General features: G+C 68.8%; 1 protein-coding gene (only partly in view). It reads left to right on the top strand.

Translation table 11 applies throughout. The features are described from left to right. Nucleotides 1–16,381 carry the end of an Ig-like domain-containing protein gene (locus WFQ67_RS29695; protein WP_337058960.1) on the top strand. It extends 26,504 nt beyond the left edge of the window, so 16,381 of the gene's 42,885 nt are visible here — the last part of the coding sequence; the start codon falls outside the window, past its left edge; its stop codon occupies nucleotides 16,379–16,381.

The following is a 16,381-nucleotide window of genomic DNA, read 5'->3' as shown; positions in this document are numbered from 1 at the left end:
GCAGCCGGGCATCAATGGCCTGCGCCAGCGCTTCAGCTGGATCGGCCTGCCCGCCAGCGGCGAAGCCCGCTACGCCTGGCAGGATGCGGCCGGCGCCCGCGAGATCGGCCTGTTCACCAAGGCCAACCCGTCCACCAGCGCCGTCACCCTGAGCGGTGCCGGCAACAACCAGGTGTTCGCCGAAGGCTCCAGCCTGTCCCTGGCCTACCAGGTGGGCGACGTCCCGGCCTGGGTGGAGATCGAACTGCTGAGCTTCAACGGCCAGTCCGTGCAGCGCATCCTCGACGCCGGCCAGCAGGGCCGCTTCAGCCTGCGCCTGCCCCAGGTGGCCGTGCAGGAAAGCTATGTGCTGCGCGCCCGCGCCTACTTCCCGGGCGACTTCCACTACAGCGAGCAGCAGCTGAACCTGCGCGTCGCGCCGGCCCAGCAACTGCCCCAGCCGCAACTCGCCGGCCTGCCGAGCCTGCTGTACGCCGGCAGCCGCGTGGACCTGAGCCTCTCCGGCGTGGACGCCAGCCGCTTCCGCATGAGCCTGGAAGCCCTGGACCAGGACGACCGCCTGCTCGCCAGCGGCGCCGGCAGCCTCGGCCTGCGCCTGCCGGCCGGCATCCGCGAACTGCGCGTGCGTGCCCTGATCGACGACGAGCTGGGCAACCGCCAGGAGCAGCGCTGGAGCGCGCCGGTGGTGGACGCCTGGAACCTGCAGAGCGAAAGCGCGCGGCTGCCCTTCGACCTGATGCTGCCGCAGGTCGGCGGCTACTGGCTGGCACGCGGCGCCGAACTGCACGACGCCCAGGGCCTGCGCCAGCGCCTGGACGGCCCCATCGCCGCCATGGACAACCTGCAGCGCTACCTGCTGCTGAGCATCAAGGGCTTCGGCCTGACCCTGCTGGACCCGCAGGACGGCCTGCGCAGCGCCGGCAGCCTGGCCGTGGCCGCCCCGATCAACCACCTGGCGGTGCAGGGCGAGCGCGTCCTCGGCGCCAGTGGCCGCGACCTCCATTGGTTCGACGCCCTGGGCGGCCAGCTCAAGGCCACCGGCACCCAGACCCTGGGCGCGGAGGTCCGCCAGCTGCTGGCCCGCGACGACGGCTTCCTGGTGCTCACCGCCGGCCAGGTCCTGCGCCTGTCCGCCAGCGGCCAGGTCATCGCCAGCTTCAATGGCGAGAACCTGCTGGCCATGGCCCGCAGCGGCGACCAGCTGCAGGTGTCGGATGCCGCCGGCCGCCTGTGGCGCCTGGACGCCGCCCTGAAGGGCACCTCCGTACAGCTGGGCACCGCCGCCAAGCGCCTGTTCGCCCTGCCGGGCCAACTGCTGGCGCTGGCCGACGGCCGCCTGCAACTGATCGACCTGGCCACCCGCCAGCGCATCGCCGACTGGAGCCTGGGCAACGCGCCCGTGGCCGCGGCCCAGTGGACCGGCGGCCGCCTCTGGCTGGGCGGGAGCGAAGGCCTGGTGCTGCGTCCGCAGGCCGGCAGCGCGGGCTTCCACCTGTTGCACGACAGCCGCAGCCTGGCCACCCCGACCCGTGGCAGCGTGGAAGACCTGGGCCTGCGTGACGGCCAGGTACTGGTCGCCGCCGACAACTTCGGCGCCCAGCTGCTGCGCCAGGACGACGCCGGCACCTGGCAGTCCACGCTCTACCCGAGCCAGGCCTTCACCCAGGCCGCCAGCCAGGTGGCCAGTGCCGGGGACCTGTGGTTCCTCGCCCAGGATCAGCAACAGCAGGTGGTGGCGCTGTCGCGCTCCACCCTGGCGGCGCAGACCGTCTTCGCCCAGACCCCGGTGAACGACCTGGCCATCGCCCGTGGCCAGCTGCTGGCGGCCAGCGGCGGCAGCCTGCAGATCGCCGCCCTGGACAACCTGGCCAGCCGCCGCAGCCTGCTGGTCACCGCCCAGGAAAGCCTGCGCCAGCTGTCGGCCCACGGCAGCCGCGTCGCCGCCCTGAGCCAGAGCGGCCGGGTGTTCCTGGTGGACCTGCGCAGCGACGCGCGCCAGCCGGTCAGCGAACTGAGCGCCCAGCTCGGTGGCGAGGTCCGCCAACTGGCCTTCGATGGCGATGCGCTGTTCTACCTCTCCGCCGAGCGCGCCTGGCGCTACGACCTGCGCAGCGGCCAGCGCAGCGAGCTGCTGGCCGGCGCGACCGTCACCCAGCTGTACCTGGGCGGCAACCTGCTGTGGATCGAACAACCCCAGGCCCAGGGCGTGCGCCTGCTGGCCCTGGACCCGGCCAGCGGCCAGGCCATGGCCGGTGGCGAGCTGCGTCTCGCCCAGCGCATCAGCGCCCTGGCGGTGGAGAACAACCGCCTGGCCGTCGGCCTCGGCAGCCAGGGCGTGCTGGTCTATGAGCTGCCCTACGGCCTCGGCGCCAGCACCACCTCGCTGCTGGAACCCCTGGCCGGCAGCCACCTGCAACCGGCCCAGGCGCTGGCCCTTGGCCTCGCGGAAGACGGCCTGCGCGGCGTCGAATTCAGCATCAACGGCCAGCCGGCCGGCACCCTCGGCCAGGGCCTCGGCCGTACCAGCCTGCGCCTGCCCGCCAGCCTGCCGGGCGGCCAGTCCCTGGCGCTGGGCCTGCGCGTCGAGGACGCCTTCGGGGTGATCCGCCAGGGCAGCGCCCGCGACCTGTTCATGGAGCCGGGCGATGGCGTGGCCAACCCCTTCAGCATCGCCCTGGTGGCCGACGAACATTCCTGGCTGCCCCTGCCGCTGACCGTCAGCGCCCAGGTCAGCGGTAGCCAGCAGCCCCTGGCCCAGGTGGAGTTCCTGGTCGCCGCCGGCAGCAACGGACCCTGGCAGCGCGTCGCCCTGCGCAGCGCCCAGCCGTACCAGGCCAACCTGGCCCTGGACGGCAGCTTCTCCGGCCAGTACCTCAAGGCCCGCGCGGTGGACGTGTTCGGCAACAGCGCCGAGTCGGCGGCCAAGCGCTTCTACCGCCACCAGGACACCAAGGCCCCCACCGTGAGCCTCGGCTACCAGGGCAGCGCGGTGTTCAAGGACAACAACCGTGCCGTGCGCGGCTACCCCTTCACCGTCACCGCCCAGATGGCGGACGAGGAGGGCGCCCTCGACAAGGCCACGCTGATGCGCAACGGCCAGGTGGTGGCGGTGGCCTTCGGCCAGAACCAGCTGAGCTACCAGGATGCCGCCACCAGCCTTGGCGAGCAGGTCTACAACGTCGAGGTGCGTGACCGCGCCGGCAACGTGACCAGCGCCGAGCTGCGCGTCACCGTGATCGACGACGCCTTCCCCGAGGTCACCACCCTGAACCTGCCGGCCGAGGTGATCGAACGCGGTCGCTTCGATGTCCAGCTGGCCGCTCGCGACGACGTCGGCCTGAAGGGCGTCGACCTGCTGTGGAACGGCTTCACCGACCACTACGATGTCACCGGCACCACCCTGAACCGCAGCTTCAGCGTCCAGGACCGCCGCACCGAGCGCGTCGCCAGCAGCGTCAACCAGCCGTTCAAGGTGCGCCTGACCGACAGCCGCGGCCAGGTCAGCGAATCCCCGGCACAGGCCCTGCGCGTGGTCCGCGACCGCGCGCCGGATGCCGCCGCCCTGCAGGTGAGCCTGCCGGCCCGTGGCGTCTACGGTGGCCTGGTCACCCTGCAACTGAACAACCTCAACGCCCTGGACGACACCGGCGGCCTGGGCCTGCGCGTGCTGCAACTGGTGGGCAGCGAGCGCAAGGAGCTGTTCAACTGCCTGCGTGAGGACACCGGCAACTTCCGTTGCGGCAACGGCGCCTACTGGAACGGCCACAGCCGTGACCTGCGCATGCCCGAGGCCGCGCTGCCGGGCGACAGCTTCCGCGTGCAGGTGGAGCTCACCGACCGCATCGGCCAGCAGACCCTCAGCCGCGAATACGCCGTGGCCCTGACCCAGTCGCCGAACCAGCTGCGCTTCAAGGCCGTGCAGGGCAGCGACAACCCCGCCCAGGCGCGGGTGCAGGAGCGCCCGGTCTATCGCGTGCAGGTGCTCGACGCCGCCGCGCGCCCGGTGCCGGAGCAGCCGGTGCAGTGGCGCCTGCGTCGCCTGGCCGACGGCTATGTGGAAAACCTCGGCACCAGCAACAGCGACAGCGGTGGCTACGCCAGCCTGACCTTCAACGCCGACCGCAGCCTGGGCGACTACCAGCTGTGGGCGGACCTGCCGCAGTTCACCCAGGTGGCCCGTGCCGAGGCGGCCATCGGCCTGCTCGCCGGCCCGACCCGCAACCTGCTGCTCAGCTACCTGCCGCCGGTGGCCGCGGGCGAGACCGTGGCGCTGGACATCCAGTCCCAGGACCTGGTGCTCAACCCGGTGACCGACGACCAGAGCAGCGTGCTGATCCTCACCCTGCCGGCCTCCGACTACCACGCCCAGCCTGGCGCCGGCATCCAGATCGGCAGCACCACCCTCAACGGCCAGACCGTGGAGCGGGTGCAGGTGACCGTGAAGGACGGCCGCGCGCGGCTGAACCTGCAGGTCGGCCAGAAGGCCGGCCAGTTCAGCCTGCCGCTGTCGAGCAACGGCAACAGCATTCGCTACACCTACGACGCCCGCGGCAATGTCAACTGCTGCTACAGCAACCTCGACCTCACCGTGCTGCCGGCCGTGGCCAGCCACCTGCGCCTGCTCAACGACCAGGGCCGGGTGCAGGACGACGGCGCGGTGCTCACCCGTGGCATCAAGCAGGACGTGCGCCTGCAACTGATGCTGCAGGACCGCTTCGGCAACCCCATCACCCAGGTCGACGGCAAGCCCGCCAACCTCGCGGTCAACGTCCAGGCCAGCGGCTCCGCCCTGGTCGACGGCAAGGCCGGTGGCGCCACCGTGCAGCTGAACGCCGGGCTGGGCTGGATGGCCATCAGCGACGAAACCTTCGAGGACGTCACCGTCAGCCTGGCCGGCCCGGTGCAGGCCCTGCCGAACCTGGACCTGACCAGCCGCTTCCGCATCAGCTTCACCGTGCAGCCGCCTGAAGTCGTCCGCGCCCTGATCGAGGCCCGCCAGGGCACCGCGCTGCGCGCCTACTTCGACTTCGACGAGCCGGTGCGCCTGGCCAGCGGCGACGCCCTGAAGTTCTTCGAGGGCAACGCGGCCCGTGGCGGCAGCGCCACCCTCAGCAGCGACGGCCGCACCCTGAGCTTCGACGCGCAACCCGCGCTGGCCCTGGGCCGCTGCTACCGCTACGACACCACCGGCTCCGGCCTGCGCGGCGTCGCCCGCGACGACCAGGTCCGCGAGCAGGGCGCCGAGCTGTGCGCGCCCCATGCGCTGTTCAGCCTCGCCGGCCCGCTCAAGGTGCTGGCCGGCCAGAGCGTGCAGATCCCGCTGACCCTGGCCGACAACATCAGCTGGTACAACGTCGCCAACGGCCGCGCCGAACTGGGCGGCACCAGCCAGGGCTTCAACTGGTACTACGGCCCGACGCGCACCCTCACCGTTCCGGCCCTCTTCGGCGCGGCCAATGAGCCGATCGCCGACGGCGCGCTGCTGCCGCTGACCCTGACCGGCACCCTGCCGGGCACGCCGGCCAAGCCGGTGGTGCTGGGCAACGCCCTGAAACTGCAGGTCTTCGACCCGGCCGGTGACTTCGACGGCGACGGCCTGCGCAACAAGCTGGAAATGGAAACCCAGGGCCTCGACCCGGCGCTGCGCGACTCCGACGGCAACGGCATCGAGGATGGCGCCGAGGACCTCGACGGCGACGGCCTGAGCAACCTGGAAGAAGCCGCCCTGGGCACCAAGCTGCGCGTGGCCGACACCGACGGCGACGGCCTCTCCGATGGCGCCGAAGTGCGCACCCACCACACCGACCCGCTGAAGGCCGACACCGACGATGACGGCCTGTCCGACGGTGCCGAGGTCAGCAACATCCCGGCGTCCTCGCCGCTGAAGAAGGACACCGACGGCGACGGCATCCCCGACCCGCTCGAACTGCAGATGGGCCTGAACCCCAGCGATCCGGCCGACGGCCAGGCCGACAAGGACAACGACGGCCTGAGCAACGCCCGCGAGGCGCAGCTGGGCACCCTGATCAACAACCCGGACAGCGATGGCGACACCCTGCTGGACGGCGTCGAGGTCAACCAGAAGGGTACCGATCCGCTGAAGGCCGACACCGACGGCGACGGCCTGCGCGACGACGAGGACGCCGAGCCCCTGGTCAAGGACACCCAGGCGCCCCGCGTGGGCCTGGACACTCCGAAGGTCGGCCAGACCCTGATCAAGGGCCTGCGCATGACCCTGGTGCCGACCCTGCTGGACAACGGCCGGGTCACCAAGGTGGCGTTCCGCCTCAACGGCGCCCAGATCGCGCTGGTCAACGCCGCGCCCTTCACCTACAGCCTGAACCTGCCGGGCGACGCCGACAGCCTGCGCCTGGAAATCATCGCCACCGACACCAACAACAACGTCGGCAGCAGCGGCGAACATGCCTTCGCCCTGGTGCAGGACCCCTTGACCACCGTGATCGGCCGCGTGCTCGACAGCAACGGCCAGCCGGTGGTGGGCGCCCAGCTCGACGTCGGCGGCCAGACCGCGGTCAGCGGCGGCGACGGCAGCTTCGTCATCACCCGCGTGCCGGTGGCACCGGGCGTGGTCTCGGTCATCGCCAGCGGCCTGCTGGGCAACCAGGCGGTGACCGCCGTCTCCGCACCCACCGACCCGGTCTGGGGCGGCACCACGGACGTCGGCACCATCACCCTGCAGCAGCCGAAGGTGCGGGTGGGCTACTTCAACGCGCGCTTCAACGCCGGGCAGCCCTCGCAGCGGCTGATCATCGAGCGTGCCGGCTACGAGCCGGTGCAGGTGAGCAACCTGGCCAGCTTCGACCTGTCGCAAGTCGACATGCTGATGGTGGACAGCTCGCGGGACTACTACGGCAACAGCAACTACTCCAGCAACCGCGCCAAGGTCTTCGCCTTCGTCCAGAACGGCGGCACGCTGCTGTTCAGCGAGAACTACAACACCAGCTCCAATGCCGTGCTGGCGGATGTGCCCGGCCAGCCTGCGGAGTCGGTGTGGACGGGCAGCTCGATCCGCCTGACGCCGGTGCTGCGCTGGTCCGATGCCAGTGAAAGCCGCGTCGGTTCCTGGTGGCCCTATCGCAACACCAACTATTCCGGCCACGCCTACATGCCTATGGACAAGCTGGCGCCCGGTACCGCACCGCTGATGTTCACCGGCACCCGTGCGGAAAAACGCGTGGTCGCCATCCGCTATGCCTATGGCGCCGGCCAGGTCTATTTCGGCTTCACCCCGACCGAGTCGGGCCGCCCGGGCGACAACGACCCGCTGTTCACCATCTACCACCCGGGCATCCTGGTGATGATGCACGAGCTGACCCTCAAGGACAGCGACAACGACGGCCTCAAGGACGTCTACGAATACGCCAACGGCACCAGCGCCTTCATCGCCGACCGCGATGGTGACGGCCTGCTGGACGGCTTCGAGGTCAAGTACGGCTTCAACCCGCTGGTGGCGGGCGAGCAGAACCTGGACAGCGACGGCGACGGCCTGAGCAACCTGCGCGAGCAGGAGCTGGGCACCCACCCGCGTCAGGTCGACAGCGACGAGGACGGGCTGACCGATGGCGCCGAGGTCAACCAGCACAACAGCGACCCGCTGAACGAAGACGGCGACTACGACCGCGTGCTCGATGCCCAGGAAGTGCAGTACAAGGCCAACCCGCGCAAGGCCGACAGCGACGACGACGGCATCCCGGACTACGACGAGATCAACAGCTACGGCACCCGCCCGGACCTGGCGGATACCGATGGCGACGGCCTCTCCGACTTCATCGAGCTGAAGGGCCCCTATGCCGACATCCTCAACCCGCGCTACGCCCAGGACGCCGGCCAGGACTACGACAATGACGGCCTGAGCAACAAGCAGGAGCTGCTGGAGACCCTCACCAATCCGAAGGTGGCGGACACCGACGGCGACGGTCTGTCCGATGGCGTGGAAGTGGCCCGTGGCCTGAACCCGCTGGACGCGGACATGGACAAGGACGGCCTGCTCGACGGCGAAGACAGCGCGCCCACCGAGAAGGACACCCAGGCACCGAGCGTGAGCCTGGTATCGCCTGCGGCCGGCGCCAGCCTGGCTCACGGCCAGCAACTGCGCCTGCGCGCCGATGCCAGCGACGATGGCCGCGTGGCCAGCGTGACCTTCTATGTCAACGGCGTGGCCGTGGCCACCTACGACCGCGCGCCCTACCAGCATGTGATCCGCGTGCCGGCCGTTGGCGCGCAGCTGGATATCGAAGCCAGCGCCCGCGACACCAACGGCAACGAAAGCCGCAGCGGCGTGCGCCGCCTGAGCCTGGTGGACGACGCCGGCACGCAGGTCACCGGCCGCGTGCTGGATGGCAACGGCCGCGCCGTGGAAGGCGCCCAGGTGACCCTGGTCGACGGCTACGAAGCCGCCCGTATCAAGCCGGTCTCCTACACCCTGGACCAGGGTACGGGCTGTGGCACCTATTGCTACGGCGATGACCGAGGCCGCCAACTGATCGATGGCCAGCTGGGGACAGCCGGTTTCGTGGCTGACCTGGGGATGGGCAAGGCCTACGAGTGGCTGGGCTGGACCGCTCGCACCATGAATATCGATTTCGACTTCGGTCGGACGGTCAACCTCACCGATGTCAAAGTCGGGTCGACCCAGGACACTCTCAGCAACGTCGTATTGCCATCCTTCGATGTCCTGCAGAAGGTCGGCAACGAGTGGGTCGCTGTCGGCACGCTGAACACCGCGCCAAACAACGCCAACAACCGTGACCAGGAGTCCCGCGAGGCTCATGCCCAACTGACCCTGTCCGGCATGAACATCAACAGCCGCTATGTGCGTATCAGCTTCCGCGCCAATGGGCCGTGGTCGTTTGTTGACGAAGTGGCCTTCAGCAATGGCACCGGCCCGATGCCGTCCTCGGCCACCGTGGCCAGCGACAGCCAGGGCCGCTTCACCCTGTCCGCGTCCACCCTGGCCCTGGAGCCACGGGTCAAGGCCGAGGCGCGCTTCGGCAACCAGCTGGTCTCCGCTGCCAGCGAGGTGTTCGAACTGGCCCGTGGCGGCAGCTCGGATATCGGCGACCTGGTTCTGGCCGCACACGGCCGCACGGCGTTCGAACCGATCCAAGAGCGCCATGTGGCCGCCGCCGAGGAAAGCACCTCCTACAACCGCCAGGTGAACAATAACGTCCGCTGGGACTTCAACAGCTACGGCGGCATCGACAACGGCACCTACGCCTCCAACTGGACCTTCAGCGGTGCCCAGTACCTGGTGGTCAATGGCACCAACTACAGCAGCAGCACCTATCGCACCCGCCTGGATGGGCGCGAGCTGATCTACCCGGCCAAGCAGCTCGGCAATGTCATGGTCAGCCGCAAGGCCTATGTGCCGGCGGACCAGAACTACGCCCGCTTCATCAGCGTGCTGGAGAACCCCAGCGACCAGCCGGTGACCGTGCCCTTCTATGTGTACGGCAACTTCTACGCGACCCGCCCGGTGGTACAGACCTCGTCCGGCGACGCGGGCTTCGACCCGGAAGACAGCTACCTGCTGACCGATGACGCGGCGCCGGAAGGCGGCCTGTACGCCGCCGGCGTGGTGCTGGGCAGCCCGGATGCGCCCCTGCGCCCGGTTTCCACCTGGCGCAACGGCAACGAGTACCGCGCCAACTACCAGGTCACCCTGGCGCCGCGCAGCCGCCAGGTGCTGGTGCAGTACCTCGTGCAGGACGCCAGCCGCGAGCGCGTGCGCAGCACCCTGGAGCAACTGGCCAGCCGAGATGTGCAGGAGCCGAACCTGACGCTCGAAGAACAGCGTGGCATCGTCAACTGGACCACCCAGGCGGACAGTGACGGCGACGGCCTGGCCGATGCCCTCGAATACCTGCTGGGCCTCGACCCGCTCAAGGCCGACAGCGACGGTGACGGCCTGCGCGATGGCTTCGAGCAGCGCTATGGCTTCGATGCCAGGCAGGCCGATGGCGAGGCGTCCGAGGACAGCGACGGCGATGGCCTGACCAACCTTCAGGAGCAGGAAGCCGGCAGCCACCCGCGCCTGGCCGATACCGACGGCGACGGGCTCACCGACGGCGCCGAGGTGCTGGTGCATCATTCCAGCCCGCTGACCCGCGACACCGACCTGGACCGCATCCTCGATCCGGACGAGATCGCCCGTGGTACCCGTCCGGACCTGGCCGACACCGATGGCGACGGCCTGAGCGACTACGCCGAGCTCTTCAGCCACGGCACCGATCCGCTCAAGGCGGACAGCGACGACGACGGACTGCCCGACAAGTACGAGGTGGACAACAACCTGCTCAACGTCGGCGCCCAGGACGACACCGACGGCGACGGCCTGAGCAACCTGGCCGAATTCCAGGCCGGTACCTCGCCGCGCAACGTCGATACCGACGGCGACGAACTGCTGGACGGCTGGGAAGTGCTGGGCATGCCGCCGAGCGACCCGCTCAAGGCCGATGGCGACAACGGCGGCCGCCGCGACATCAATGAACGCTTCGTCGATGGCACCGATCCCAAGGTGGCCGCCGACGACCGCGCGAACATCAATGGCTACCGCACCGCCAAGGACGAGAACAACCGCGACTGGAACTTCTATTACGGTGGCGAGCTGCACTCGACCACAGGTTCTGCCGTGGACTCGAGCTACTGGGCCAACCTGCTGTTCGTCAACGGCAACCGCTATGGCTACTCCTACAACCATGCCACCAGCAGCGCCAACGGCCGTGAGTACCACTACGAAGGGCGCCGCATGGGCAACCTGGTGGTCAGCCGCCGCGTACTGGTGCCCAGCGTCGGCGGTGCCTATGCCCGCTACCTGGAGATCCTCGACAACCCGAGCGGTACCGAGCAGGTGGTCACCCTGCGCCTGCAGTCCTACTACGGCGCCAACGATGCCCAGACCGCCATCGTCACCAGCAGTGGCGACGACCAGCTGACCCTCGCCGACGACTACCTGGCGCTGCGCGACACCGCCACGCCGACCCGTCCGGTGCTGCTGCAGGTGCTGGGCGGCAACGCCAACCGTCGCCAGGGCACCAGCCTGGTCAGCCGCAACGGCCGTCAATGGCTGGCGGAGTACCAGGTGCGCATCCCGGCGGGCGAACGCCGCGTGGTCATGCACTTCTCCACCCTGGAAGGCTCGACCGATGCCGCCATGCAGACCGGCGCCCGCCTGCGCAGCCTCAAGGGCCTGGGCCTGGACAACCTCGACCCGACCCTGGCCGGCAAGGTGGTGAACTTCTTCGCCTTCTACGACCAGGACGAAGACGGCCTGAGCGACGCCGACGAAGCGCGCCTGGGCACCGACCCGGCCAACCCGGACAGCGACCATGACGGTATCCCCGATGGCAAGGACAGCGAGCCGCTGGTGCCGGACGCCACCGCGCCGAACGTCACCTTCCAGCCCCTGGAGCCGGCGCGTCGCTATGGCGGCGACTCCCTGGACCTGACCGCGCTGATCAGCGACAACGGCCTGGTGGCCAAGGTCGAGCTGCTGCAGGACGGCCTGCTGCGCGAGACCCGCACCAGCGGCGGCAGCCAGACCTTCACCGTGATCCTGCCCAACCAGGACAGCACCCTGCTGCAGGTCCGCGCGACCGACAGCAACGGCAACGTGCGCACCGCGGACCTGACCGTGGCGATCGCCACCGTGCCCGAGCTGCAGGTCTCCGGCCAGGTGCAGGATGTCCTCGGCAAGGGCGTCGCCGGCGCGCGGGTACAGGTCAAGGGTGTCCAGGCCACCACCGACGAGACCGGCCATTACCAGTTGCAGGTGTTGACCATCGATACGGTCCTGCAGGTCGAAGCCAGCGCGCTGTTCGGCAAGCAGCCGATGACTGCCCTGGTGACTGCGCCGGTGCCGGTCGACTCGGAAGACGTGCATGTCGAGCCGCTGGTGCTCAAGGCACAGGGCCGCCTGGTGCGTGACCCCATCGCCGAGTCGCAGCTGAGCTACGAGGGCAGCACCGGCTTCGGCTACAACCTCTTCGGCAATGGCTACCGCTGGGATATCCAGTCCGACGGCGGGATCAGCGACGGCACCAGCGACGCCTACGACGGCGGCCAGTCCCTGACCGTCAACGGGCAGGGCTTCCCCGGCGTCAACCAGGGGCTGCTGCGCCTGGCCGGCCGCGAAGTGACGCTGGCGCCCACGCAGCTGGTGAACGGCATCTTCAAGGTCAGCCGCACCGTCTACGTGCCGGACAACGGCAACTACGCGCGCTTCATCGAGCGGATCGAGAACACCAGCGACCAGGAAATGACCATTCCGGTGCGGATCAGCGGCAACCTGGGTTCCGATGGCGGCACCTACACCATCGCCACCTCCAGCGGCGACCAGGTCTTCACCACTGCCGACAACTGGCTGCTGACCGACGACGGCAGCAACGGCGGCGGCGACCCGGCCGTGGGCCTGATGTTCGGCAGCGCCAATTCGCGGGTGCGCCCGAGCTCGGTCAGCCTCAGCGGTGACGTCTACTCCGTGGCGTACAACCTGACGCTCAAGCCCCATAGCCGCCAGGTGCTGATGCACTACGCCGTGCAGCACTACAACCGCAGCGAAGCCGAACGCGTGCTGCGCGAGCTGGCCTCGGAAAGCTTCGTGGACGTCGGCATGACCCGTGAAGAGGTGCGCGACCTGGTCAACCTCAGTGGCCTGGTGGACTCCGATGGCGACGGCATGCCGGACGCCGATGAAGTGCCGCTGGGCCTCGACCCGGAGAACCCGGACGTCGATGGCGACGGCATCCCCGATGGCCGCGACCCCGAGCCGAGCGTGCCGGACACCCAGGCGCCCACTGTGACCATCGCCCACAGCGAAGGTCCGTTCTACCCAGGCGATCCGATCACCCTGACCTTCGACGTGCAGGACGCCGGCATCGCCGGTGAAGTCGAACTGCTGATGGACGGCGAGCAGCAGGCCGTGTTCAACGGCGCCGGCCAGCACCAGCAGCAGCTGACCCTGCCGGGCGAGGGCACCGTACGCTTCGAAGTCCGCGCCACCGACAGCAACCACAACGTCGGTCGCCAGACCCTGGATATCGATGTGGTGGCGGTACCGCCGAGCAGCATCGCCGGTCGCGTGGTCAACGAGCTGGGCGTGCCGCTGGCGGATGTCCAGGTCAGCCTGGCCCGCCACCAGGACCAGGGCGGCGAAGTCCCGGCGTTCATGGCGCGCCTGCTGGGCGACTCCAGCACCGTGACCACGGGTGCCGATGGTCGCTTCCTCTTCGAGGACCTGAACCGCCGCGAGAATGCGCAGTGGCTGATCAAGCTCGACAAGGACGTGCTGGGTTACCCGGTGCACGCCGAACAGGCCGTGCAGCTGAACATCGACGGGCCCTACGACGCCGGTGATGTGATGCTGGGTGGCGAGGACAACTATGTCGAGCCCCTGAGCGGCGACCTCGGCCAGCGTTACGACGACCCCAACACCCAGCTCGACCTGCAGTTGCCCGCTGACTTCGCCTTCGCCGACAAGGCGCTGACGATCCGTGTGCATGACCAGCAGGTGGAGATCGGCGGCAGCAACGGCATCCAGGACATTCCGCTGCAGCGCCTGGTGGAGAACGACCAGGGCAGCCAGGCCTTCCACCTGGCCACGCTGCCGGACCGCCTGGTCCTCACCTGGACCGACTGGGGTCGCGAGGGCGTGAGCAGCGACGAACTGGTAGACGTGCAGACCGTGATCCACCGTGACGGCCGCATCGAAAACCGTTACTACAAGCTGCCGCTCAATGGCTGGCATTGCGGCCTGCAGACCCGTACCCGCTTCGCCCATGGCGAGTGGTACGGCGCCGTGGATTCGCAGAACCTGCCGAGTGTGAATGGCCGTCTGGTCTACCCGGACTACGCCATCCAGCAGAGCGGCTACTGCAACTTCGACCTGCATGGCTACACCGTCACCTACGTGCCCACGGCCGAAGGCAACTACCGGATGGACGTCGACCGCCTGCCGGGCCACGCGGACACCGACGGCGATGGCCTCTCGGACATCCGCGAGACCCTGCTCGGCACTCGCCTGGACGTGATCGACAGCGACAGCGACGGCTTGGACGATTACTTCGAGCTGAACTACGGCCCGGCGCCGCTGGAAGCCAACCCGGAAGCGGCGGGCGAGGACTGGGACGATGATGGCCTGAGCAACCTGGAAGAGCAGGAGCACGGTACCAACCCCTACAGCTCCGACACCGACGGTGAGGGCCTGTCGGATGCCGACGAGGTGCGCCTGCACCACACCGACCCGACCCGCCAGGATACCGACGGTGACTGGCTGAACGACCGCGAAGAAGTGGAGAACAACGCCGACCCGCTGAAGGCGGACACCGACGGCGATGGACTCAACGACTACCAGGAAGTGCGCCAGTACGGCACCCGCCCGGACAAGCGCGACAGCGACGATGACGGCATGGAGGACCCCTTCGAGGTCGAGTACGGCATGGACGGCACCAGCCCGGATGGCGACGAGGACGGCGACGGCCTGAGCAATATCGAGGAATTCCGCCAGGGCACTCACCCGCGCCTGCTGGACGGCGACGGTGACGGCCTGCCCGACAAGCTGGAGCTGGAGCTGGGCCTGTCGCCGAACAAATTCGACAGCGATGGCGGCGGCCGTGGCGACGGTGACGAGCTGTTCGCGGACGGCACCGACCCCGAGAACCGTGCCGACGACCGCCTCCCGCTGGGCCAAGGCGATTCCCCCTCCATGCAGATGGAGGCCGGCCTGAGCCTGTTCGTCGAGCAGAATGGCCGCGTGCGCATCCAGCGTACTGATGGGTCCGGCAACCTCGGCGTGGAATATGCCCTGGAGCTCGAAGGCCTCGGCAACTCGCAGGCAGGGGTGGCGGCGCGTGTGCAGGCCGCACCGCTGCAGCCCCAGCTCTATAGCCGCATGGGCGACGAGCCGATCTGGCGCTCGCCGCTGAAGGCGGTGGACGCAGGCCTGCTGGTCAGCCGCGAGTACTACGCGCCGGCTACCGGCCGCAGCTTCCTGCGGGTGCTGGACCGCTACTACAACGTTAGCGGCCAGGCCCGGACCATCGCTCCGATCCTCAGTTCTCGCCCGCACTACTGGGGGCCGGGCAACCTGCAGCAAACCTCCAGCGGCGACGACCAGCTCACCGCCGATGACAGCTGGCTGAGCCTGCGCAAGCTGACTTATGGAGAGCAGGGCAACATGCCGGGCCCGATTTCCACCGTGCATGTCTTCGCGGACCCGGCAGGGCGCGCCTCGCTCAACAGCGACGAGCTGTACAGCGATGCCTACTACAGCTGGCGCATCGGTTATCGCTTCGAGATACCTGCCAACGAGCACCGCGTGGTGATGTCGTTCCTGGCCGTTGAAAACGCCGAAGCCGGCGCCCAGGACATGGCCAGTGTGCTTCAGGGATTGAGCGAGAACGCGCTCAAGGGCATCTCTGCCGCCGATCGTGAGCGTCTCGTCAACTTCACACCGTGCCGCGACGACGACCTGGACCTGCTGTGCAATGCCGCCGAAGCCCAGCACGGCTCCAGCGACAGCAACCCGGACAGCGATGGCGACGGTTTCAACGATGCCCTGGAAGTGCAGGTGGGCAGCGACCCGAGCGACCCCGCGTCCCTGCCGGAATTCGAGGTCTTCGGGCTGGAAGATGCCGACGGCATGGAAACCAGCCGCGTGCTGAAACAGTCCGGCTTCACCGGGCCGATGACGACGGCCGGTGACCTCAATGGCTGGTATGTCAGCCTGGACGTGGATAACAACGGCGACCTCTGGACGGCGACCTCAGGCTCTTCGGAAGGCTTCGGCTACGAGGCGTATGAGCTGCCCTCCCTGGCGCGGCTCGACGACAGCGCCTGGGCCAGTCCCAGCGGGCAGCTGCTGGACGATGCCCGGGGCAACCTGGCCTATATGCTCATGTCCGAGAACATCGATGACCAGTATTTCCTCACGCTGAGCCAGCTCCGTCGCACCTCCTGGGGCCAGAACGAGGTGCAGGTCCTCTCCCAGCACGAGGCGGACCTCCGTTGCGGCGCCGGCCTGGCTCAATGGCAGGGCGAGCCCCTGTTGCTGAACGGCTGCTCGCTGAGCCGCCTGAGTGCGAACAATGGTTGGGTGACCCTGGCCGAGCTTACCTTCGGCGATGGCTTCGGCAGCGCCCCGAAAGTGCTCTCCATGGACGACATGCCCCAGGCCGGTGGCGCCATGCTGCTGGTGGAGGATGAAGTGGACGGTAATGTGCGTCGCAGCCTCGGCTTCGTCGACCTGAAGACCGGGCAGGTGAAACGCCTGGGTGAGGTGCCGATCGGCGTGAAGTCGATCTCGGTGAAGTTCCGGGGCTTCCAGAATCAGCCGAAATGGCCAATTGATATCGTTCCTAGCTGA

The sequence above is a fragment of the Pseudomonas sp. USHLN015 genome, from assembly GCF_037153275.1.
In the GTDB taxonomy this organism is placed as follows: Bacteria; Pseudomonadota; Gammaproteobacteria; order Pseudomonadales; family Pseudomonadaceae; genus Metapseudomonas; species Metapseudomonas tohonis.
The sequence above is the reverse complement of the archived record's forward strand: the minus strand, read 5'-3'. Positions and strand labels throughout refer to the sequence as shown.